We start from the raw sequence: 23,038 nt of genomic DNA, 5'->3' as shown, positions 1-23,038 counted from the left end.
GTGGGTATATCGGCGTCTTCACGGGAGACCCATGAGGCTCATGCAGAGGGATCCATATCTCAGCAAGTTTGGACCACCCGCACCCTTCGGTGCGCCGCGGACTCCTTGTCCAGCCCAACCCTACTCGCTCTGCCGCAGATTCCGTATCCGATCAAACAGCACCGCCAGCACGATCGCCCCGCCAATAAACGTCCCCTGCCAGAACGCATTGATGCCGAGCAGGCCGAGGCTGTTGCGGATCACTTCGATCAGGGCCGCGCCAACCAGGGCGCCGAAGGCGGTGCCGATGCCGCCGGCGAGGTTGGCGCCGCCGATGACGGCGGCGGCGATGACCTGCAGTTCCATGCCGGCGCCGATATTGGTGGTGACGGCGCCGAGCCAGCCGGTCTGGACGATGCCGGCAATGCCGGCCGACAGCGCCGAGATCATGTAGACGGCGACCTTGATGCGGCGGACGGGAACGCCGGTCAGCGTGGCGGCATGTTCATTGCCGCCGATCGCGAAAATATAGCGGCCGAAGCGCGTCCAGCGCAGCACGAAACCAGTGATGAGCGCCAGGATGACCATATAGAGAACCGGATTGGCGATCCCGAAAAACCAGGCGCCGCCGCCAAGCGCCAGCAGCTTGTCATGATCGGGGCCGAACTGAAAGACGACCGTGTTGTTCGAGGCGACCATCGCCAAGCTCCGCGCAATCGACAGCATGCCGAGCGTCACCACGAAGGGCGGGAAATTGAGATAGGCGATCAGCACGCCGTTGAAGGCGCCGATCGCCAGCGCCGTAACGATCGCGGCCGTTATGCCGACCTCGATGGAATAACCGGCGTTCATGGTGACCGCCAGCACCATGCTGCAGAGGCAGAGCACCGAGCCCACCGACAGATCGATGCCGCCGGTGATGATCACCAGCGTCATGCCGAGCGCGATGATCGCGACGAAGGTGACGTTGCGGGTGATGTTGTAGAGGTTCTTCGTCGTCGCAAAGGAATCGGTGGCGAAGGACAGGAAGAGGCAGGCGAGAAGCACGGCGATCAGCACCCAGAATGTCTGGCCGCCGACAAACTCCGCAAGCCGGCTGCGCTGCTTCTGTGCAATCGTCTGGTCCAATGTTACTGCCATTTCGACCTCTCACTCCAGATGGGGCATTCCCGTCAGCGGTATTTCTCCCGCGGGATAAGCGGCGCGGCTCAAACCTGTTCGATGGCGCCGGTGATCAGACCCGTGACTTCTTCAGGCGAACTTGCCTCGATTGCCTTGTCGGCGACTTTCCGGCCGCGGCGCATGACGATCACCCGGTCGGCCACGGTGAAAACATCGGGCATGCGGTGGCTGATCAGCACGACCGCAATGCCGCGGTCGCGCAGCTCGCGGATCAGATTGAGGACCTCGGCCACCTGTCGGACCGAGATGGCGGCGGTCGGCTCGTCCATCAGCACGATCTTTGCCTCCGACAGCATGGTGCGCCCGATCGCCACCGCCTGCCGCTGGCCGCCCGACATCTGCTTGACGAGATCGCGCGGGCGGGTTTCCGATTTCAACTCCCTGAAGATCTCGCCGGCGCGCCGATACATCGTCCCGTAATCGAGGATGCGAAACGGACCGACGCCGCGGCGCAGCTCGCGCCCGAGGAAGACGTTTGCCGCCGCCGTCAGATTGTTGCAGAGCGCCAGATCCTGGTGCACGATCTCGATGCCGTGCTGGCGCGCCTCGATCGGGCGATGCATGACGATCTCCCGGCCCTCGAGACGCATGATGCCCTCGCTCGGCCGAAAGTTGCCGGCGATCATCTTGACCAGCGTGCTCTTGCCGGCGCCGTTATCGCCCATCAGGCCGACGACCTGGCCGGCTTCGAGCGCGAACGACACGTCGTTGACCGCCTGGATGGCGCCGAAATGTTTTGAAATATTGGTGAGCTCGAGAACCGCGACCAGCCGACTACCCTCCCCTTAACTGCAGGCCTGCCTTCGCCGCCGGTTGCCGATACCCGGTTGCCAGTCAGACGCCTACGATCTCGCTCAGCCGATCTCCTCCCGGAAAAGCGATTGCGCTCATTAATGCAAAAGCGCCAGGAATCGTCAATCAATAGTCCGCTAAAACGTCCCCTCATCACAAAAATCTATTTTGTACGATAAATACAGATTGACGCCGGAAACGCATAGATATTAGCTGTTACTGGGGGAGAGAAGTATGCTGATCCTTGTCACCGGGGCTACGGGCAAGGTCGGGCGGCGCTTTATTACTGGGCTGCTTGACGAGCCACAATTTTCCAACGCACGCATTCGCGCGCTTTGCCATAATCGTGTGCTTGGTGAAACCGGCCGGGTCAGTGTGATCAAGGGCTCGATCGCCGATAGCGATGTCGTTGCAGCGGCGATGGACGGCGTCACCCATGTCGTGCATCTCGCCACCTGCAAGGAAATCCCCGCCGATGTGATGGATATCACCGTCAAGGGCCTGTTCTGGCTGCTCGAGGCGTTCCGCGCCAGCCCCACGGCAAAGCAGTTCATCCTCATCGGCGGCGATGCCGGCATCGGGCATTTCTTCTATCGCCATGACGGGCCGGTGACCGAAAAGACGCCGCATCGCGCCTATCCCGGCTGTTACGCGCTGTCCAAGGTGCTGGAAGAGGTAATGCTCGAGCAATTCGCCATCCAATACGGCATCAACACCTGCTGTCTGCGCGCGCCGTGGATCATGGAGAAGGACGATTTCAAGTTCACGCTGTCCTTCGGCGAGGATGTCTTCGGCGGGCCGGACTGGAAGACGCTGGTGCCGGCAGCCGATGCCGAGCGTTATTTCCGCGATGGCACGGTGCCGCTGCTGCGCGACGCCGATGGCCGGCCGCTGAAACGCAATTTCGTCCATGTCGACGATCTCGTCTCGGCGATCCTCGCGGCAATCGACAATCCGCGCGCCAAGGGGCAGCTTTTCAACATCTCGATGGATCGGCCCGTCGATTATGGCGAGGTTGCCGCTTATCTCGCCCGCACGCGCGGGCTCGGCTCGGTCAATATCGAAAGCCAGTTTCACTCGAACTGGATAGACAATAGCAAGGCCAGATATCTGCTGGACTGGAACCCCGTCTACGATCTGGAAAAGCTTATCAATTCGGCTTGGGAATACCAGCGATCGAAGGAGGAGCCTCGGGTCGTCTGGTATCCAGGTTGATGACGCGGCGGGTGCAGAAGCGTCCGTCTTTTTCAATGGGAGGAAGCTATGAGGAAGGCATTATTGCTTACAGCTGCAGTCCTGGCGCTGACGGCCGGACAGGCCCTGGCCGCCAAGAAGCAGCTGGTTATCGTCGTCAAAGGCCTCGACAACCCGTTCTTCGAGGCGATCAACCAGGGTTGCCAGAAGTGGAACAAGGAAAACGCATCCGCCGAATATGAATGCTTCTACACCGGCCCGGCATCGACCTCCGATGAAGCCGGCGAAGCGCAGATCGTCCAGGATATGCTTGGCAAAGCCGATACCGCCGCCATCGCCATCTCGCCGTCGAACGCCAAGCTGATCGCCCAGACGCTGAAGACGGCCAATCCGAGCGTTCCCGTGATGACGCTCGATGCCGATCTTTCGGCAGATGACGCCGCTCTCCGCAAGACCTATCTCGGCACCGACAACTATCTGATGGGCGCCAAGATCGGCGAATACATCAAGAAGGCCAAGCCGAAGGGCGGCAAGATCTGCACGATCGAAGGCAATCCCGGCGCCGACAACATCCTGCGCCGCGCCCAGGGCATGCGCGATACGCTGAGCGGAAAGAAGGGTCTCGCGGCCTTGAAGGGTGAAGGCGGCTGGACGGAAGTTGCAGGCTGCCCGGTCTTCACCAATGACGATGGCGCCAAGGGCGTTCAGGCGATGACCGACATCCTCGCCGCCAATACCGACCTCGATGCCTTCGGCATCATGGGCGGCTGGCCGCTGTTCGGCGCCCCGCAGCCCTATCGCGACCTGTTCAAGCCGATGGCCGACAAGATCGGCAAGAACGAATTCGTCGTCGGCGCCGCCGACACGATCGGCGACGAAGTGGCGATCGCCAAGGAAGGCCTGGTCACCGCGCTCGTCGGCCAGCGGCCGTTCGAAATGGGCTACAAGGCGCCAACCGTGATGATGAACATGATATCCGGTAAGAAGGTCGAGGATCCGGTGTTTACCGGCCTTGACGAATGCACCAAGGACACCGTCGACACCTGCATTCAGAAGTGACCTTGGCATTCCACAAATGATGCGGTTCGGAGCGCCCACACGCGTGGGCGCTCCGATGATTATACAGCGCTCAGCTGCGCACCGATCCAATCCGAAAATGCCTGCATGGCCGCCGTGACCGGCCGCGATTGCAGGCGCGTCAGCCAATAGCTGCCGAGCGATATCGCCGTGGCGAAGGGCTGGATGATCGCGCCTGAGGAGAGATGCCTTGTGAACATCGATGGCGGCGCGAGCGCGACGCCGAGCCCCTGAAGGGCCGCCTCCATCATGCCGACGGAGGAATCGAAGACGATGCCGGCATGGACCTGCGCTGTGGGGGGAACGCCGGCGGCCTGAAACCAGGTGCTCCATTCATCCGTCCGGTAACTGCGCAGCAGCACCGCTCCGGCAAGATCCTCAGGCGATTGCAGATGTTCCGCCAGCTTGGGGATGCAGAGAGGCGAGAGCGGCGCTTCGAACAGGCGGAGCGCCTCCGTTCCGTGCCATGAACCGCTGCCGAAGCGGATGGCGAAATCCAGTCCTTCGGCGGCCGGATCGACCCGATTATTGTTGGTGGACATGCGGAGATCGATGAAGGGATGCCGGCGCTGGAAATCCGAGAGCCTCGGCAACAGCCAGCCGACGGCAAAGGTCCCGACAACGCCGAGAAACAGCAATTCCCGCACCTGCCCGGCTTCGATCCTGTCCAGCGTCGTCGCCATCTGGTCGAACGAGGCCGTCACCGTCGGCAGCAGCGCTTCGCCTTCCGCGGTGATTTTCAAGCCGCGGGGGAGACGCTGGAACAGCGCCACCCCCAATCGGGTCTCGAGCCCTTTGACCTGCTGGCTGACGGCCGCCTGGGTGACGCAGAGCTCGATCGCGGCGCGGGTGAAGCTCAGATGCCGTGCGGAGGCTTCGAAGGCACGCAGGCCGTTCAAGGGGAGGAATTGCCGAACCATTTGAGCCCTTTGTTTTGCTGCATGTCGTTCTCCCGGAACCGCCGCCCACTTCCGGGCGACATGCATTAGATTTTCTTGTGGCTGCTGCGAGATATCATCATTTGTGATTGCAAAATAGCGCAGTTAAACGTCGTCCCCATCCGCTTTTGCGCTTGTTTTGGCGGCCCTGTCGATGTGGAGGATGATGGTTATGAAAAGCGTTGGAATAAGAATTTTATCGGCCGTTTTGCTCTCGGCCTGCGCTGCCACAAGTGCTTTTGCCGCCGACGAGACCAAGTTGAAGGCGATCACGGATGCCGCGATCAAGCCGATCATGGAAAAATACGCCATCCCCGGCGTTGCCGTGGCCATTACCGCCGACGGCCGGGACCACATCTTCAACTATGGCGTCGAATCCAAGGACACCGGCAGGCCGGTGGCATCGACCACGCTGTTCGAGCTCGGATCGATCAGCAAGACCTTCACGGCGACGCTGGCATCCTACGCCGAAGCAAGCGGACAACTCTCGCTGTCGGACAAGGTCGGAAAATTTCTGCCGGCGATGAAGGGAAAGCCGTTCGGCGATATCGCCCTGATGAATCTGGGCACCCACACGGCGGGCGGATTTCCGCTGCAGCTTCCCGATGAGATCAAAACCGAAAAACAGCTGCTCGGATATTTCGAAGCCTGGCAGCCCTCCTATGCGGCTGGGACTGAGAGAAGTTATGCCAATCCCAGCATCGGCATGCTCGGCTATATCGTGGCGAAAGCCATGCACGGGGATTTTACGGCTTTGATGGAGGGCAAGCTGTTTGCCGCACTCGGATTGAAAAGCACCTATATCGATGTGCCGAAAGCGCGGCTGGCGGACTATGCTCAAGGCTATAAGCGCAGCGGCGAGCCAGCCCGGATGATGCCGGCCGTTCTCTCATCCGAAGCCTATGGCGTCAAATCCACCGCAGGCGACATGATCCGCTTCGTCGGCGCCAATATGGGCCTGGTCAAGCTCGACGAAAAACTGCAGCAGGCTATCACCAACACCCATATCGGATATTTCAAAGCCGGGGCGATGACCCAGGATCTCATCTGGGAGCAATATGCCTATCCCATGGTTTTGAACGACGTGTTGGAGGGCAATTCGCCCGCGATGCTGAAGACCATGCCGGTTTCGGAACTGCAGCCACCGATGCAACCGCGCGACGATGTGTGGATCAACAAAACCGGCTCGACCAATGGCTTCGGCGCCTATCTCGTCTTCATCCCCAGACAGCGGCTCGGCATCGTCATCCTGGCCAATAAGAACTATCCCAACGAGGACCGTGTCGCCGCAGCCTATCAGATATTGACCGCGCTTTCGGCCGACTGAACGGAAAACAGCCCTGTCCCGCGTGAGTGCACACCGGACAGGGGGCCTCCACGGCAAACAGCATCGCTTTCTGCTTCGTGCTTCCGAAAATCGAGTCAGACTTTAGCCCGATGCCGGACCGGCGCCCTCGTGATACAAACCGGTGCGATCGACGGACGCGCCGCGCCCGCAGTCGTTCCGATGCCGAATCCGGCGACACTACTTTAAGTAAGACATATGAATAATTAAGATTAATAAGGGAGTATTTTCTAGAATACTTCTAATGAATTGCCACGCCTTAAAGGTGATGCTAATAAACAAACCACATTCTCAAAGTCACAAGGCGCAATCCAATGAAAAGCGTATTGATTTCTGGCGGAGCTGGATTTATCGGATCGCATTTGTGCGACCGGCTTTTACTTAGATCCGACGTCCAGAAGCTGGTTGTTGTTGACAATCTCTGGACCGGACTTTTCGACAATATCGCCCACATCAGGGATCCCCGCTTTCACTTCGTGAAGTCGGACGTCGAGACGCTGCAGACGTCGGAGAAGTTCGATGAAATCTACCATCTCGCCTCCCCGGCATCACCGCCATGGTATATGAAGGAACCGAAAAGGACGATTTCCGCCAATCTTCTCGGGGCATTCCGGCTGCTGGAGCTCTTGAAGAAGGGTGGGCGTTTCGGTTTCACCTCGACCTCCGAAGTCTATGGCGACCCGCTGGTGTCGCCGCAGCCGGAGACCTACAAGGGCCAGGTGGATTGCACCGGACCGCGCTCGTCCTACGACGAGAGCAAGAGGTGCACGGAATCGCTGCTGTTCGAAATGCAGCGCACCGAGGGGCTCGACCTCAAGGTCGTCCGTCCCTTCAACATTTACGGCCCCCGCACACGGCCCGATGACGGCCGCGCCGTCTCCAACTTCATCACCCAGGCGCTGGCGGGACGGCCGATCACCGTGTTCGGCGACGGCAAGCAGTCGCGCAGCTGGGGTTATGTCGATGACGTCGTCGACGGTTTCGCACGCTATTTCTGGATCAATGAAACCGACTATAAGGGACCTTTGAACGTCGGCAATGATCGCGAGATCTCGGTTCTCGAAGTCGCGCAATATATTTCCAAGCTGGTCGGCGGCGTGCCGATCGTCTTCGAGCCGTCACCGCCGCAGGACCCCACGAACAGACGGCCGGACCTGACCAACGCGCATTATGTCATGCCCGAGTGGTCGTGCAAAATCACCTATGAACAGGGCGTGGCGATGACGCTCGACTGGTTCAGGGACCAAATGAAGGCGCAGGCTGCAGAATAAACCATATCAGCTTTCGAGACTCGCGTACTGAGTGCAGGTGGCGTATATTCACGGTTTGATTGAGATGGTGACGGTGCGAGAACCAATTCCGTCCGATCTGAAGGATATAAGTTTGCCGTACCGATTCATTATCTCGATCTCGCCACCTCTCGCCTCGATGCCGTTTCGCCCCTGATCTTTGATGGGTTGGTGGTCTTTCTGTCGGATGGTCTTCCCGTAGGACAAGCCTATATCGAAAGGCCCGAGACGGCCGCGGCCCTGGCCGAGCGTGTCGTGCGACCTGAGACCATCGAGCATGCGCGTCATGTACTTTCTCCGCGACAGCCGGAACTGCCCCCGCGGCGGGCGCATCGGCATGGGCGCGGTGGGGCGTCTGAACCTGGCGGTCGGCTGCAGCAGCGTCGGCCGCTACGACTTACTCGTATTGTCGTAGAGTGCTGAACGCAGTTTCGCCTGCATCCACTGGACGTGCTGTTCGATCATATGCGCGTGGAAACTGGGGTTATTGAGCGTGTTCAATGTGAAGTCGGACAAATGCGAGGCGACGTTGATCGGCTGACCCTGCCATTCGGCAAGCGCCACAGGAAGATATCTATGTATTGCCTGGCGGTTCAGCCACGGACGGAAATGCCGTGCGTCCCACGGTTCGGCGCCGATCCGGTGACACATGTCGCCGACATGTACCGTCCCATTCATGATACGAGCAGCGAGGGGTCGGCGTTCCGCCAGCATAGCTTCGGCTGCGTCAAGGCCTTGGTCCAGATTGATCTCGAGCACGTCGATTTCATCAGTGGAAGCTGTCGGAAGCCGCCAATCCTTACCCAACACTTCCGCGGCGCCGCGAAGATAATGATATCCATTGAGCTGTCGCTCTACCTTCTCATAGAGCCTGCGAAGGCCAGCCTTTTCCAACATTTGGAGGACGCGAGGGCCAGCCTTGACGAGGGGGTCAAGGACAGAACCGGCGCGGGTAGCGATGGCCCTTTGCAGACGCCTCTTCCGCCCCTTTCTTCCGGCAAACCGATGGATCGCAAGCAGCCGCTGTATGTCGGGGTGCTTACGAGCCATCAAGGCATCGGAGCGTCCCTCTTGATGCCTGCGCACCATCTTTCCGGTGAGTGTCGTCGTTTGATGTTCGAGATGATAGCCCAATGCGTCAGGAGCAAAACGAATTGGAACCCCTTTTTTGATCAGACGCAGACCAAATTCGAAGTCTTCTCGTGCACGGGCGAATTGAGGATCGAGCCCGCCCATTGCGTGAAATAGGTCTGCATCCAGCGAAAGGTTTCCTGTCAGCACATCGGTAAAGGCGAACTGATGTCCAGGGCGGGACACGCGCTCGAAGTGCCTCGTCCACCATGCGCGCGCGCTGAGGCGGAAGCGATCCTTTGCAATGTGCGGAAGTGGCGGGTAGGGGCCTATCACTACGCCCCCAGGGTGGCGCTGATGTTCAACGACGTGCGCCCGAACGAAGTTTTCCCCGGGCTGAATGTCGTCATCAAGGAAGATCAATAAACGGCCGCTCGCGACCTGCGACCCCGCATTGCGGGCGAGTGCCGGACCGACGCCCGGCAACGTCAGGGTACGAAGCGGAACGCGGGTACGAAGCGACGAGAGCATTGTCGACGTGTCGTCCTCACACCCGTCCGCCACAACCAGGACTTCGAAGGCTGGGGTCCCATCTCGCTGAGCGTCGAGCTTGCTTAAAAGCGATCTCAGCATGGCAGCACGATTATGCGTTGGTATGATAACGCTGATGTCAACCACGCTTATGCCCTGCCTCCCCTGCTCGCGCCCGCGCCCTCAGATAACGGACCGGGCCGTTCACAGCACCTCTGACCTGCATTAAGGCGTCGTTGTAAGGCAGGCTGAATTGGTGTCTCCGTCGAGGTTGAAACAAGCGCCGAAGAAGCCTGAGATACGAACGAACCATGCGAGGGAGCGCACGCGGGTTTCCCTCGAACAGGAGGGCCTTCGTCAAGATGGCGAACGATGCAACCTCGTAGCCATACATCTGCTGCTGCAGTTCCTTGCTTGAGCGACGATGGCGGTGCCAGTTCAGAGCCTCGGGATCGTAGATGATCCGATATCCGGCTTCGAGCACACGCCGGAACATGTCTGTGTCACCACCAGCCAGACTTAGCGTTCCAGCGTCAAGAGCCTCGTCGAACCACCCCACCGCATCAACGATCGTTCGGCGCAACGCCATGTTGACACCGGCACCCGCATGCCATCCCATGAATGGGTCCAGGTTATGGGCATCATAGACCTGACGCCTGAAACCACGGCAAAAACCGCCAAAATGCTGAAAGGCGATCTGCGAGTCCGTTTCCAGCTCTGCCGCCATGGTAAGGCCGGTTACGGCCAGCACTAGGGGGTCCTCGAAATTGCGAAGCAAGGTTCTAAGCCATAGCGGGTCGGGGACCGCATCGTCGTCGATGAAGGCGACGACGTCTGCTTCTGTGTTGCGAAGGGCAGTATTGCGCGCGACGTCAAGACCAGGACGCGGTTCGCGCAGATATCTCACAGTGTCGAAGCGCCCGACTAAATCTCGCGTGGCCTCGTTCGATGGGGCATTGTCGACGACGAGAATATCGGCCTTATCGGGCATAGCCAAAAGCCCGGTGAGGCAGCGCTCCAGATCTTCGGTACGATCGCGCGTGCAAATCACCACGGAAGCTTTCGGCAGCTGACTTGGAGTCGGCGACGGGTCAGGGAGGGCCAGCCGATGCCTCAGCCAAGCCTCGAACACCGACGAACTGGCCGCAGACAGAATCCGGTCTTTAATTGGCGTCTTGCAGCCATCGGTGTCGAAGGCGATCACAGCTTGGCCGCACGGACGACCGGCGACCCGGATCAGCACAAGTGCACCCTGATAGTCATCGGTCGGTTCAAAATCTGGCGGAAGGTCAAGAATGTCGATGTCTCGAACCGCAAGGCGCATCAGGAGTTCCGATCCAAGCTGCGCTGACCCAATGAGCCGTGGTCCGGCGAGGTCGCGGTGGGGCGCGACTGCACCTGCTCCCACTGTGTCGGAGGATTCAGCATACCCTTTCTTGGGCCGGGGCCGGTCACGGCGAGAGGATAGACTTCGGCGTGATAATCGTAAACCTGCTGCCAGTCTGCCGAAAAAAGGCCTACAGTAACGCGATAGTCGCCGGGCGCCAGGTCGATACGATTGAGTGATGTTTCGATGCGCACCGTGTCCGTGTCTACGACAGGGGCGAATTCGGCCAACTTGCTGTCGGTCTCGAAGCAGCACGTATCGTCCGCCGCGTAGATGCCGATGACGATAACGGCGTTGCGATCTCTGGTGGCGCCAACATAGGTCAGTGAAATCGACAGCCGGTCGCCCGCAACGATGGTACTTGTCGGCGTGCTTTGCTCGTTCAGCAACACTACGGCTGTGATCTGGAGTTCGCCATTGCCGAACCGGTTGACCTGCGGCACAAGTTCGACGGGCAGTTTTGTAACGGCGAACGGTTCGTGCGGAACGCTGGCGACCTTCGCCTCGACAGCCGAGGTATAAAGCGGGAGCATTTCGTCGATTGGTCCGTAGCCCACGACGCGTCCGCCTCTCAGGAACAGCACGTGATCGCAGATTTCTCTTACCTGCGAGACGTCGTGTGACACGAAAAAGATAGTGGCGCCGTCCTTCAGTATCTCCTTCACTCTTGCAATGCACTTCTGCTGGAAGGCTTGGTCGCCTACGGCGAGGGCCTCATCGATAAGCAAGATGTCCGGGCGCACATGAACTGCCACGGCGAATGCCAGGCGCATACGCATCCCGGTGCTATAACTGCGAACCGGATTCTCAACGGCCGCGTCCAACTCGGCGAAGGCTACAATCTCGTCAAACCGCTCGGCAACCTCGGTCCGCCGCATTCCCGCGATAACACCCAGCAGGAAGATGTTCTCGCGCCCCGTCAAATCGTCGGTCAGGCCCGCCCCGATGTCGAGCAAGGCGCCAATTCGACCCATCACCTTGATCTGCCCTTCGTCCGGACGACCAACACCGCCGATCAGACGCAGCAAAGTGGACTTCCCGGCCCCGTTTAGCCCGACCACGCCGACAGCTTGCCCTGGCGCAACCGCGAAGCTGATGTGGCGCAGGCCCCAAAAGCTTGTCGACTGTACCACGGACCGTCCGGACAAAAGGTAACCCTTCAGGGTGGTAGAGCGTGCACCCCCTTGCGCACGGTAGCGCTTGCCGACATCGTGGACGGTGATGGCGCCTTGTCTCATAGGTCGTCCACTAGGCGTGCGCTGCCACGCTCGACCAGCCAAATGCCAGCAAATAGCATCGGCAAAGAAATCAGCGCAGTCTTCCAATAGATATCAACGGGAGGCCACGCGTGTTCGACGAAAATGGCGCGGTACCCCTCGAGAATCCAGGCCATCGGGTTCCAGGTGTGAATTAAGGCCATCGGCTCACTCGCCTTGAGTGGGCTGTAGAACACGGGTGTCAGGTAGAAACCCAGCATCAAAACTACGCCTACCAAATGTTGAGTATCCCGGAAGTGGACATGCGCAACCGCAACAAGATAGGACAGGCCCATCGTGAACAGCGCCTGCGCAAGGAAGACGAGTGGAAGTGCGACGACGCTCAAAGTCGGGCCCCCGGTCTCGATAAACGAGATGATGAAGAGGAGTGGCAGAGCGAGCAGAAGGTGAACTGCCTGTGTGATGACTGCGACAACAGGAAGTATCCCGATCGGAAAGCCCGGCCGGCGCACCAGTTCGCTGCTGCCGGTTATGGAAGTCGTCGCTGCGGGCACCGCAGTGCTGAGCCAACCCCAGGCCAACACGCCGGAAAAGACGAAAGTGGTGTAATGGGGAATATCTAGGGGCAGGACCTTACGAAAGATCAGCGAAAAAACCAACAGCTGGCTCAATGGCCGCATCAAGGACCAGCCGAGGCCAATTGCGGACCGTTGATATCTCATCTTCAGATCGCGTGCCAGAAGTTCTAACAGCAAATCGTTCCATTGCAGACAGACGTGGATCAAGGGCTTCCACTGATCACGACGCCAGCATTGGTCCCGTCGCTTCGCGCGATCAAGCGCATCATCCTTGAGATGTTCAGGCATTTCGGCTCACTTCTGCCACCGGTTAAATACACCTTGCCTCAAAGTAGTAAAGATCATCATACTCGCGAACTGACCCGGTACACTAGCGTGATCGTTATCGTAGGAAGCAACAATTATGCCGATGGTTTCCATCATTACACCGGCGCATGGAGCGGAAACAACGATTTCTTCGACTTTGGAAAGCCTGATAGCGCAAAGTCATGCCGACTGGGAATGCTTCATCATTGATGATGGTTCAACCGATCGGACCGCTGAGATCGCGGACCGTTTCGCGGCTCGGGATACGCGCTTCCGTGTGCTGCGGCAGGAGCAGCGCGGCGTTTCAGCTGCTCGCAATGCGGGACTGGCACAGGCGAAAGGCGACTGGGTCGTCTTTCTCGACTCAGACGACGCGCTGGCACCCTTCCATCTCGAAACCATGCTGAATCACACTCGAACTTTGCCGCAGGCCGACATTCTGCATTGCGGTTGGCGCCGTCTGAAAAATGGTGCTCCCTGGTGGCAGTCTCACCCCGCAGTGAAAATGGACAATCCGTTTGCCGAAGCAGCGCGCTATTGCCCCTTCGCGATCCACGCCGCCTTGCTTCGCCGGTCCCGGCTTGCAGAACTCGGCGGCTTCGATCCGGAGATGGCAATGTGCGAGGACTGGGACCTGTGGCAGCGCCTCGCTCGAGTTGGCGCCGAATTTGCGCCGGTCGAAGGCCTGATGGCCGACGTTAGCGTAGAGGCCGGTTCGCTGTCGTCAAACAGGGTTAAGCATCTCGATTTTGGTCTTAAGGTGATCCGGCGCGGCCACCATTCCGATCCGCGCATCGCCTATCCGGTGCCGGCGCTCGCCCAGGGAATAACAAAAGCTGCGTTGGGAACGGCGTGCTGGTATCTCGCGATCTGGCTTGTCGGCGCCTCAATAGGTCAGGGCGACAATCCTGGCGAACTGCTTGAGCGGGTGGCGGAGCCTATCCCACCTGACGCTGACGCCTACGCGCTCAGTGCAATAATAATGGACGGGATTGTGGTCGGCGCCTTCCCCGACGAGCCGATTTGGCCCGGACTTTGGTCGAAGATCCAGGGCAAGCTTCCGGACCTAGAGGCTTGGTTTAATCGGCATGGTCCCCAAGAAGCTTTTGGTTCCCTGTTGATTCGTTCACTGGAGCGAAAGGTCGCGGACCAGCTGCCGACCGACGTGCCCAGCACGATCGGAACAACAAAAATAGAGCCAATTGATTTGGATCGACCTATCGTTGACCTTATCTTGCCCGGCATTGAGCGGTTGCGCTGTTGCATCTGGCGAGGTTCGACGCTGCTGGGGCAACTGGAGTTTGTTGTCTTCGGAGCAATCGAAGCGGATGCTATCCGAAGTCGACTTCGGACGATGTTCGGCCCGGAGTTCGACGATCTGAAGCACTCAACAGCGGTTTTGTTGGCAGAAGATGACTTCGTCAATCTTCCTGATCAGGATGACGGGCGCGCCGCCTCCGCCAGCATGGCAGCGCCAAGCTACAGCGGAGTAGCTCAACAGGTGCTGAAGCTCATGGCGAAAATATCATATTGGGCCGAAGCTAAGACAGTAACGGGTTGGTGGAGCAAGAAGGAGCCGACACCAACACGTGTCGACTCGATATCAGGCATGGCGCATGCCGGGCGCGCCGAATTCGATCGAATCGTTGAAGAGGAAAGCCAGCGGGCGGTTGCAGCCTCAACGCAGATATCCAAGGAGACGCCGTCGAAAAAAACCGGCCCGGTGGGCGATGAGGTGCCGAGATACGATACGGAGGCGTACTGGGAGGAGCTGTTTTCCCAGGTCGACCCTTGGGACTACCGAAACAACTATGAGACTGTGAAATATCTTCAAACACTCTCGTTGTTGGACGATCGGCGCTTTTCAAACGGCCTTGAGCTGGCCTGCGCGGAAGGAACCTTTACACGGATGTTGGCCTCCCGCGTCGACAACCTGCTGGCGACCGACATTTCGGCGTCGGCAGTCGCTCGAGCGGCCTCGCTTCAGGACCATGATTCCGCGGTAACCTATCGGCAGTTGGATCTTTTGAGCGACGAGCTAGAAGGGCCTTACGATCTCATTGTCTGCAGTGAAGTTCTGTACTATTTCGAGAACAGAGAAAAACTCCAGCAGATAGTCGATAAGATTGCGGGCAGTCTTCGCATTGGTGGTTGGTTCGTTACTGCCCACGCCAACCTCCTGATTGATATGCCGCATGAGACAGGATTTGGGTGGCCGCATGAATTTGGTGCGGTCGGCATAGGTGAGATGTTTGACCGGCATCCGGATTTAACTCTCTCGGTCGAAGCCAAGAGTCCGCTCTATAGAATCCAAAGGTTCGAGAAGGTGGAGCACGGGGGTTTCCTTGAGCCGACACGCGTGGAAGTAAACACGGCGCAGCCCTTGCCTCTTCAGGTCGCCAGCCAAGTACGCTGGAGAGGGGGGCAAGTTGTGGAAGTGGTCGCCGACTGGAACGATGTCCCGATCTTGATGTATCATCAGGTTTCGGACGACGGTGCTGAACAGCTTGCTCGATACCGCCAGTCTCCGGAGGCTTTCGAAACTCAACTGGCCTTCCTGCGCGACGCCGGATGGCGCGGGATGACTTTGGACCGGCTGCTTGCTTGTTTCGACGAAGGTGCCAAACCGCCAGAAAAAACATTAGTCCTGACCTTCGACGACGCTACGCGCGATTTCATGACGCATGCCCTCCCACTGCTACATCGATACGGCTTCCCATCCTCACTCTTTGTCCCAACCGATAGGGTCGGCGGCTCCGCAATATGGGATTCGGCCTATGGATCGCCGGCTCCACTGCTAACTTGGGAGGAACTTGCGGCAGTCGCGAACAGCGACGTGACGCTGGGCGCCCACGGTGTCCGGCACGTGCGTTTACCTGCCCTGGCACCGGAGAGCCTATTGCGAGAGCTTGCTGGCTCCAAAGCTATGATTGAAAAACGCCTAGGTCGAGAAGTGCTGGCGGTCGCTTATCCGTACGGCGACTTCGACCCCGCTATCCGGGACATAGCCGAACAATGTGGTTACCGGATCGGGTTAAGCTGCGTCGGCGGCACGGTGCGGGCGGATGCCGATAAGCTCGCATTGAAAAGACAGGAGGTTTTTCGCGGGATCACCCAGTCAGAGTTCGCAAATCTGCTATTTGGCTGAGACAAGAATGGGGGGGTCCACCGTCCAACCCGCATCGTACTTTGTTCCTAGAGCAAAGCGATGATTGGGATTTGGAGAGAAATTAGGTTCCTGCTTCAGCCATGATCGGGCCTTTTTTTTGAGGCTCGTCATTGCCTTTGATCTCGCGTCAACCACAAGCATCTCGGCGGCAATTGGCTTGTTATGTCGCGACATGGTAGCCACAAGTCCGATGAGCGCGCGATATTGGCCTTGTTCAACAGCCCTCTGGGCGAGCCACCGGCCACAGCGGCGTAGGCCGGCCCGGATTGCAAAACCCTTTTCCGGGTGTCTCGTTAGCATTTCATCCGCGACCAGAATCCAGGACCGAAGCATTCGCGTCAGATTGGCTGACATGTTGTCGGGGGTTTGGCGATAGCCGACAAGATGATCCGGCACCACTACAAAATGCGAGAGTTCAGCGGCCAGGCAGTAGAAGAAATAATCTTCACATCCCTGCGCCTCGCGCTGTTGGAGTGAGGAGTCAAATCCTCCGGTCGCCTCGAGGACATTCCGCCGTACGAGTGGCGAGCTTCCATTTCCAATGAAGTTTTTGGCAAGTACTTCGTCGAGCACATCTCCCTCGACGGAAATCTCATTGCTCCGGTAAATGACGTAATTCTTATGGTCGATCATCGCATACCAAGTGTAGACTAGCCCGACTTGTGGGCCGCCTGTCTCCAATGCCACCAATTGTCGCTCAATTTTATCAGGTGACCAAAGGTCATCAGCATCTAGGAATGCCACTAGGTCGGCAGGGGTAGAGCGCCAACCCGCATTTCGAGCAGCAGCGACGCCTGAATTTCTTTGCTTCAATACTCGCACGCGCGGATCAATTTTAACGATTTCTTGCGCAATGGCCAGGGTATCGTCCTTAGAACCGTCGTCCACCACGACGATATCGAGCGCATGATGCGTTTGATTGCGAACGCTGCTGATTGTTTCAGCCAGAGTTCGTTCCGCGTTGTAGGCCGGGATTACAACAGCAACAGTTGCTTCACTTCTTGCCGATTTCTTCAAGCTCTCAACTCCACACGATCGCAAAGAAGTTACACCAAGATGGACGTTTGAGTTTCAATAGATGGAGTAATGGTTATTCGACAAGATATTTCTAGCCAGCAGCTGTTCGTAGTCGACAGATTGCCGGTGCAAAAGCGACGCGCGCCGCCAAAAAGACGGTCACCATCTACCTGTGAGGAAGCTGATCTGTATCCATCCCGCCTTGCGCTTTAGCACCGTGGTGGGAAGGAGAATATTGCTCGCCTCCTTCGCCGCGACGCCGGCCGCGGCCATCAGAAGGTTTGCTAGCTTGGCGACAACGGTACTCCGTTTCGCATCGCTCAGGCCTCGCATCTGCGGTGGATCGAACGGTAGGCTCAGTTGCTTGATCGGCATTCTCGCCGGCTAAGGCCGCCCGAAATGCGATCCACAGAACTCTCGTCATCATCAATTTGATACAGGAGGTTGGTTGCGGATCCGGTGTTGCGTGGCTTACCGCGCTCAGCAAAGGCACAGTCGCCGCCTGCTCCTAAAAATGATGGGTGGTTGAAAATGCTCGTCGGAGTGAGCTCTCCATTCGGCGACCCTTGAATGATACTCCACCGGGGAACCAAAGTTAAAGTAATAATTTAAGTAGAGTATAATCACCCCAATAATAATCTTGGACAACGTCGAATTTAACTGCGATTATATCTACGCACTGTGCAAGCATTCCGACGGGAGGACCCGTCAACCACCCCGGCGGGTCCTCGACTTTGCTTTTGGAAGGCCGCCGCAAGTGCGATTGCTGTTGCCCATGTCGACATCGCAAAAATATTGCATCGAACAGTGATATCGCACGCTGGAGATACGCGCGATGAGACAACCTCACATTTTCGAATGAGGATGGTAGTTACGTCGCTCGCCCACCCGCATCAGAAGCTATATTTTACTGTCGGAATCTGCATTAGGCGCACACGAACGTAACTTCATCGATCCTGTCATGTAACACGGTCGATATAGACGGACGATAGACACTAATAAAATCACCGAGACTATTAATAGATACATCCTGGGATTATCGCGTTTATAATTTGTGTCGTCTTTTAATTGATATTTAAATGCAACCCCTGCCTGAAACTTATTATTTAATCCTTTGACAAAACTTGTCTTGATCATCACGAAGATCCGTCGCAGTTTATTCTGTCTCTAATCTCCGCCGGCCTCTGTTTCGGTTCCCGGTAAATCGGCTGGAACCGGTACCGGCGGCCGCCCGACAACCTGCCGGACATACCGACGACGGGCTCACAGTTGCTCGCCCTGACAATCACGGAGACGATGGCGCGCCCGAAAGCTGCCGGTGCAACTTAGAATCGCCGGATGATGGCAGCGGAGATGTACAATGGTTCAATATATTGCAGAATCAGATAGTTACATCGCACGATGTGCAACGATTGCGCCGCTCAAGTCGGCAACAACCGGTCCGTCGATTTCACAATTCGGCGCAGCGGCTCCGAGATCATCTGGTTGCGATGGCGGCGCCATGCCGTGGCGTCGGCCCCGTGCTGGATGCTTTCGGCACGACACGTCCGACACCCCTAGACCCCGTCTTGTTTCAGCACTCCGGAAGGTCTTATGGTATGCCAAACCTGTGTCGAAATGGTCGCACCTCGACAGGGAATTAACCCTTCATAAAGCATTTGCTTGCTCAACTTATAATTTGTGTCATGGTCACTGTAAGTAGTGAGGGAGCCGACCTGATGAGTGATATGGCATCGCATATTCCGGAATTTGGTTACGATGAACGCGTGATGATCTGCCGGAAGCAGATCGAGAAGGCGGTTTATCAGTTCATTGCAAATACGAGGGTCGAGGGGTGCGATCCGGCGGAAGTCGCAATGGCCATCGCAGACATTGCCGACGATTACATTCTACTGCTGGCCCAGAAGCGCAATCTGACCCATTGAGACCAGGGATTGGCCGGTCGACCGGCCGGTCGCGCAGGAGATGTGTGAACACGAAATCGCGCCGTTTCCCTGCCTGGAAGCAACGTCAAGGAGAGCGTTTATCGCTCGGTTGAACCCAACCATGTGGCGGCTCCTGCAAATCCCAACGCGCCGACCGTCAGCGACCCGCAACAAGCCGGGCTTCTCCAAGTCACAGTTGATCGATCGCCAAGGAAGGGGGTCCGCTTCAGCCCGTTATTTCCCCCGCGACGGGATCGAAGGGCTCTGCTTCGATCGACGAGTGCTCACATACGCATAACCGCGAAAATCGATGTTGATTTTCGCGGTTATGCGTGGGTTCGAAGGTGTGAAGTCGCGTGATCGACGCGTTAATGACATCTCACGCTTACTTGCGGGACCGGCGAACTCAATTCGGCCAATTCCTTGGTCAACCCCTCCCCCACCTCCTGCTTCACGGCCTCGAGCGCCAGATCGAGGCAGTTCGTCGCGAGCTGCAGTTTGACATCCTGAGCGACCTGCCGTGCATAGGCGATCATTCGCGCCAGCGCGATGAGTTCGTCGGGACCGTCTTCCGCCGCGCGGTCTGCGTCTCTCTTGGCAGCCAATGTCACGCCCATGTGCATTTCTCCCTTCAATTGAAGGAATGATACGCGCGCTGACGTGATCCAGCCCGTGAAAAAAGCGTGACACAACCCCCGGTGACATTGCCGCCTTCGATTCACGGTGCAGGTCGAGTGCGGAATGAGGTCTCATGCAGTGTCCAAGGCAGATCGGCATTCGAGCGAATGTCGCGGGCGTCCTGCACGGCCTTCAGCAATTCCAGCGCGTCGATACGTTTTTGATCGACGGAATTCGAAGCAAGGGCCGCCAGCAGTTGCGGACGGCCGGGCTCGGCCATGTCAGCACATTGCTCGACGATCGCCCGCCAGGTCCGCTTCTTGAAAAAGATCGCGCTTGCGGCATCTTCGAGCTTTTGGCGCAACCCGGCTGCCAACAGCCCGCGATCCTCCATCGCATCGAGCGTGGCGCTGACATTGACAAGTGGGATCGTCAGTGGCTTGCTGCTCAGTGCGCTCGGCGCGTGGATGAGTGCGACGGCGGCATCGTCGACCAGCCGGCCGGAGCGATAGTCCTCGAAAATGCGGCCGATCCCGATCATCCCAAACGGATGACATTCCGCGGCCCGCAAGGCGCCCATGCTTGCTGCCCCAAGGACGGCCACGCCAAGCGAGAGAGCATGGAGAATTTCCTTGTGCCAAACCGGTGCGGCATATTCGAAGCAGCCGTCGATCAAGCCGATGACATTGGCGCCCTGCTCCACCTGAGCCAGGACATCGCCTTGTATGGCAGGCGACAGGACGCGGATCGCCTCGCCGGCAAGCAACGCCGCATCGGGAAGACTGGGACCTGCGAAAATGATCTTCAAAGCCCTATCGCCTTGGCCAGTGCCCTAGTCCCAAATCGCCGGGCGCGTTCCCCCTCTGGATTTTCGAGTTCAGGGATAACGACTTTGACGACGCTGAAGGGAAGCGTGTCGTCGCTGAGGCGCACTGTGATGACCGAAGCAATCCCTCTGCTGCGCAGCGCGTCAAGCACATGTTGCAGCAGATGCGTCAAATCCTGTTGCTGGCCTGCCGCACCGTCACGATGGAGGGTGGCAGGCGGTGCGGCAACCGCATCGAAGGCTCGCCGCATCAGCGGCGGGAGGGATCTCGAGAAAGTTGCAGGCGAAATATCGTCCCTGGCGCCGCTAATATGGGTCAGCCGGGATTGCACGGCTTCCGTCACCGCGCGAATGGCCGCGCGCACCGGGAACGGATGCGCCCCGGTGCCGCCGGTTACCTCGACAAGGCGAATGTCCCTCTTACGGCGAAGATCCCTGCCACCGCGAAGATCACTCCTGACGTGAAGATGCCTGGGGGCCGGAACAGGCTCCCCGGGGCCCAGCATGGCGGTGAAGCAGGGGATTGCGATGTCGCTGGTAATATCGAACAGCCTGAGCGCCAATCCCGATGCTTCGATTTTGTCGATCAGCCCGTTGAGGGCGCCATCCCCAAAACCGCGGGGATCGACGCAGCGGGCATAAAGATCGGCTTCCCCGCCGACCTGCCACAACACATGGGCGTCGCGCTCGATACGCTCCAGTACGCCATGAAAGATTGCCTCCTCGGCATTGTTTCCCGAAGCCAAGCCATCCGACGACATCCAGTATCGCGCATTACGCGTCCGGTCGAGCACCACCGCTTCGAAGGGAATGTGGATCTCGCCGCCGCTGAGGATATTGACGCCGGCAACCCATTCCGTCTCGTCGTCCGGCCCGAGATCGGGTTTATGGACAGCGGTCAGGCAGCTCAACCTGTCGACCTCGCAGCCCATCGCCTGCAGGCGAGAAGAGGAACCGTGAACGAGCTTGACGAACGGCTCGCCGGCGACCGCCCGTTCGAGGGCTTCCATGACAGTGGATACCTTGGCGTCCAGATCGGTCAGGCCCTTTCCCTGCGCAATCACGATCGACCGCGAATTCGGGGTATATGCGCACCAGACAGGGATTCCGATGTCGTCCAATCCGGTATGTCGTGCAACCCTGGTAATGCCGAATCTGGCCAAAAGAGGTTCGACGCGGGAAAGAGTTTCCCCCGGCGACATGATCCTGTCGGAATAGTGGGCGCGGTGTGTCAGGACACCGCCTCAGCCATCGACGTAGCCGAAGGCACCTGCGCCGACGAACGACGGCGCCTGCCTCGCCAGGTATGCCTATAATGACTGGAATGGCCGGCAAAAATACAGGCTGTCGTCAACAGCCCTTTGATCCGGTAGCGAACCAAGTCGCCACTCGTCTCGATCAACCGCAGATCGCCGAATGCCTGCAGATGAAGCACGATCCGTCCTTAGCCGTTTACAACCGGATCATGCAACTCACCGTCGATCTCAGAGAATCCCGCGACCGCCAGACTTTTGGCCAATGCCACCAGTTTTTGCCTGATATTCGGATCCTCGATGGCGATGAATGCCTTGTTGAGCGCCAGCCCCTCCTTCGAGGACAAAAACTTGTTCAATTCGCTAGTCTCGCCTTCGATCGGTCCAGAACCGCCGTTCTCGAAGAAAAAGCCGATGGGCACGCGAAGAATCTCGGATATGCGCTGAAGACGGCTGGCGCCTATTCGGTTCGTGCCTTTTTCGTATTTCTGGATCTGCTGGAAGGTAATGCCCAGAAGTTCGGCCAGACCATGCTGGGTCATCCCGAGCGTCTTTCGCCGGATCCTCACGCGGTTGCCAACATAGACGTCGATCGAATTCGGGGATTTAGCCTTCATGTGAATAAGTCTCCCACCTCATCAGCACGCCCAGCTGTATAATGGAGAGTTTAAGCAAAAATGCAACTAAAAGTAAATATTTGGTAAGGACTTTTTTTCAGCACTGCACACAGTAAAAAAACAACCTGTGGATTATTGCAGCGGATGCCTTGGAGAGGCTGCATAAAGCGCTCTCTCTCGCTCTGCCGCACCCCTCGAAATTGACGAATGCTGTTCGAAATCGGCGCCACTTCGACGCCGTCTCTAAAGAGGCTTTTGAGCGACGAGAGTCATAGGCCGAGCCGATATTCCGCGGGAGGTTGGGATAGTTGATATTGGCCTTGGCAATACCATCGCCGGAAGATCGACGCCGACGACATAATAACCCTTGTCCGCGGGAGCAGCGGCTGCCCGCCAGTACCACATCCCAAAGGCGTCCAATTGCCGACACGAAGCCAAAGATATTTAACGGATAAATGTATACTGCTGGATTTAGACAGCCCGATCGAAACCCTTCTCGCACCGGAGAAGACAAGCTTGCCTGAGAATTCATCGTCCGCAAATGCGAAACTGCCGGTGGGAAAACGGAAGATTCCCGTGGTCTTCTGGTTGCTGCTGACGATTTCCCTCTCGCTGGTCATGGGAACGGTGCTTCTTTCCAACGATATGAAACACTTGAAGACGGTGGGCCATTACTTTGGCTTCGATCTCTTTCCTGCTGACGTTAAGCCGCCTCCCCCCAAACCCC

Annotated in this window: 18 protein-coding genes and 4 pseudogenes; 8 read left to right on the top strand and 14 right to left on the bottom strand. The window is 58.0% G+C overall.

What is annotated here, in order from left to right:
- Positions 1–120: 120 nt before the first annotated feature.
- Together HJB89_RS22240 and HJB89_RS22235 are read right to left on the bottom strand one after the other, a co-directional pair.
- On the bottom strand, positions 121–1,119 hold the full coding sequence (locus tag HJB89_RS22240; protein WP_207581426.1) for an ABC transporter permease: 999 nt from the start codon (positions 1,117–1,119) through the stop codon (positions 121–123).
- Positions 1,120–1,187: 68 nt separating this feature from the next.
- Positions 1,188–2,107 (bottom strand): annotated as a pseudogene (locus tag HJB89_RS22235) (ATP-binding cassette domain-containing protein).
- An 80-nt stretch (positions 2,108–2,187) separates the two neighbouring features.
- Here HJB89_RS22235 and HJB89_RS22230 point away from each other — a divergent pair.
- Entirely contained in the window at positions 2,188–3,168 is a 981-nt protein-coding gene (locus tag HJB89_RS22230) for an NAD(P)-dependent oxidoreductase (RefSeq protein WP_221150523.1), read from the top strand.
- A 48-nt stretch (positions 3,169–3,216) separates the two neighbouring features.
- A complete protein-coding gene (locus HJB89_RS22225; RefSeq protein ID WP_221150522.1) occupies positions 3,217–4,206 on the top strand; it encodes a substrate-binding domain-containing protein in 990 nt (329 codons plus the stop codon).
- A 59-nt stretch (positions 4,207–4,265) separates the two neighbouring features.
- Here the strand turns inward: HJB89_RS22225 and HJB89_RS22220 are convergent, their stop codons facing one another.
- Positions 4,266–5,144 carry a LysR family transcriptional regulator gene (locus HJB89_RS22220; RefSeq protein WP_221150521.1) on the bottom strand — a complete coding sequence of 293 codons (879 nt, stop codon included), beginning with the start codon at positions 5,142–5,144 and terminating at the stop codon, positions 4,266–4,268.
- Positions 5,145–5,334: 190 nt separating this feature from the next.
- On the opposite strand from HJB89_RS22220, the gene ampC reads away from it, so the two are divergent.
- From ampC to HJB89_RS33355, 3 genes and pseudogenes are all read left to right on the top strand, one after another.
- Positions 5,335–6,489: a class C beta-lactamase gene (gene ampC, locus HJB89_RS22215; protein ID WP_221150520.1), complete on the top strand. Its 1,155-nt coding sequence runs from the start codon at positions 5,335–5,337 to the stop codon at positions 6,487–6,489.
- Between the two features lie 332 nt (positions 6,490–6,821).
- Positions 6,822–7,778, top strand: a complete 957-nt coding sequence (locus HJB89_RS22210) for an NAD-dependent epimerase/dehydratase family protein (protein WP_221150519.1) — start codon at positions 6,822–6,824, stop codon at positions 7,776–7,778.
- Positions 7,779–7,809: 31 nt separating this feature from the next.
- Positions 7,810–8,087: pseudogene (locus tag HJB89_RS33355) on the top strand (glycosyl transferase); the annotation flags it as partial.
- A gap of 99 nt (positions 8,088–8,186) precedes the next feature.
- Here HJB89_RS33355 and HJB89_RS22200 read toward each other — a convergent pair.
- From HJB89_RS22200 to HJB89_RS22185, 4 genes are read right to left on the bottom strand one after another with little or no spacing between them, the layout of a single operon-like run.
- Positions 8,187–9,545, bottom strand: a complete 1,359-nt coding sequence (locus HJB89_RS22200) for a glycosyltransferase (protein WP_221150518.1) — start codon at positions 9,543–9,545, stop codon at positions 8,187–8,189.
- Positions 9,538–10,722 carry a glycosyltransferase family 2 protein gene (locus HJB89_RS22195; RefSeq protein ID WP_221150517.1) on the bottom strand — a complete coding sequence of 395 codons (1,185 nt, stop codon included), beginning with the start codon at positions 10,720–10,722 and terminating at the stop codon, positions 9,538–9,540. The genes HJB89_RS22200 and HJB89_RS22195 overlap by 8 nt, the downstream gene beginning before the upstream one ends.
- Positions 10,722–12,023, bottom strand: a complete 1,302-nt coding sequence (locus HJB89_RS22190) for an ABC transporter ATP-binding protein (RefSeq protein WP_221150516.1) — start codon at positions 12,021–12,023, stop codon at positions 10,722–10,724. The genes HJB89_RS22195 and HJB89_RS22190 overlap by 1 nt, the downstream gene beginning before the upstream one ends.
- Positions 12,020–12,868 carry an ABC transporter permease gene (locus HJB89_RS22185; protein WP_221117512.1) on the bottom strand — a complete coding sequence of 283 codons (849 nt, stop codon included), beginning with the start codon at positions 12,866–12,868 and terminating at the stop codon, positions 12,020–12,022. The genes HJB89_RS22190 and HJB89_RS22185 overlap by 4 nt, the downstream gene beginning before the upstream one ends.
- Before the next feature lie 115 nt (positions 12,869–12,983).
- On the opposite strand from HJB89_RS22185, the gene HJB89_RS22180 reads away from it, so the two are divergent.
- Positions 12,984–16,034, top strand: a complete 3,051-nt coding sequence (locus HJB89_RS22180) for a trifunctional glycosyltransferase/class I SAM-dependent methyltransferase/polysaccharide deacetylase (protein ID WP_221150515.1) — start codon at positions 12,984–12,986, stop codon at positions 16,032–16,034.
- On the opposite strand, the gene HJB89_RS22175 is transcribed toward HJB89_RS22180, so the two are convergent.
- A complete protein-coding gene (locus tag HJB89_RS22175) occupies positions 16,023–17,072 on the bottom strand; it encodes a glycosyltransferase family A protein (RefSeq protein WP_221117514.1) in 1,050 nt (349 codons plus the stop codon). The two genes, HJB89_RS22180 and HJB89_RS22175, sit on opposite strands and share 12 nt — an antisense overlap.
- A 159-nt stretch (positions 17,073–17,231) precedes the next feature.
- Positions 17,232–17,447, bottom strand: coding sequence for a hypothetical protein (locus HJB89_RS22170; RefSeq protein ID WP_221150514.1), 216 nt, complete (start codon positions 17,445–17,447; stop codon positions 17,232–17,234).
- A gap of 1,343 nt (positions 17,448–18,790) precedes the next feature.
- Between HJB89_RS22170 and HJB89_RS22165 the strand changes: the two genes are divergently transcribed.
- Positions 18,791–18,997, top strand: a complete 207-nt coding sequence (locus HJB89_RS22165; RefSeq protein ID WP_007630845.1) for a hypothetical protein — start codon at positions 18,791–18,793, stop codon at positions 18,995–18,997.
- A gap of 368 nt (positions 18,998–19,365) precedes the next feature.
- Here HJB89_RS22165 and HJB89_RS22160 read toward each other — a convergent pair whose 3' ends face one another.
- The 5 genes and pseudogenes from HJB89_RS22160 to HJB89_RS33350 all read right to left on the bottom strand — a co-directional run.
- A complete protein-coding gene (locus tag HJB89_RS22160; RefSeq protein WP_207581441.1) occupies positions 19,366–19,614 on the bottom strand; it encodes a hypothetical protein in 249 nt (82 codons plus the stop codon).
- 101 nt (positions 19,615–19,715) lie between these two features.
- On the bottom strand, positions 19,716–20,423 hold the full coding sequence (locus HJB89_RS22155; protein ID WP_221150513.1) for a TfuA-like protein: 708 nt from the start codon (positions 20,421–20,423) through the stop codon (positions 19,716–19,718).
- On the bottom strand, positions 20,420–21,643 hold the full coding sequence (locus HJB89_RS22150) for a YcaO-like family protein (RefSeq protein WP_221150512.1): 1,224 nt from the start codon (positions 21,641–21,643) through the stop codon (positions 20,420–20,422). The genes HJB89_RS22155 and HJB89_RS22150 overlap by 4 nt, the downstream gene beginning before the upstream one ends.
- Before the next feature lie 242 nt (positions 21,644–21,885).
- Positions 21,886–22,311: a helix-turn-helix domain-containing protein gene (locus HJB89_RS22145; protein WP_221117517.1), complete on the bottom strand. Its 426-nt coding sequence runs from the start codon at positions 22,309–22,311 to the stop codon at positions 21,886–21,888.
- Between the two features lie 268 nt (positions 22,312–22,579).
- A pseudogene (locus HJB89_RS33350) lies at positions 22,580–22,721 on the bottom strand (methyltransferase domain-containing protein); the annotation flags it as partial.
- A gap of 106 nt (positions 22,722–22,827) precedes the next feature.
- On the opposite strand from HJB89_RS33350, the pseudogene HJB89_RS22140 reads away from it, so the two are divergent.
- Positions 22,828–23,038: pseudogene (locus HJB89_RS22140) on the top strand (exopolysaccharide biosynthesis protein); the annotation flags it as partial.

Source organism: Rhizobium sp. NZLR8, from assembly GCF_019685025.1.
Taxonomy (GTDB): domain Bacteria; phylum Pseudomonadota; class Alphaproteobacteria; order Rhizobiales; family Rhizobiaceae; genus Rhizobium.
This window is presented reverse-complemented; position numbering and strand designations above follow the sequence as displayed.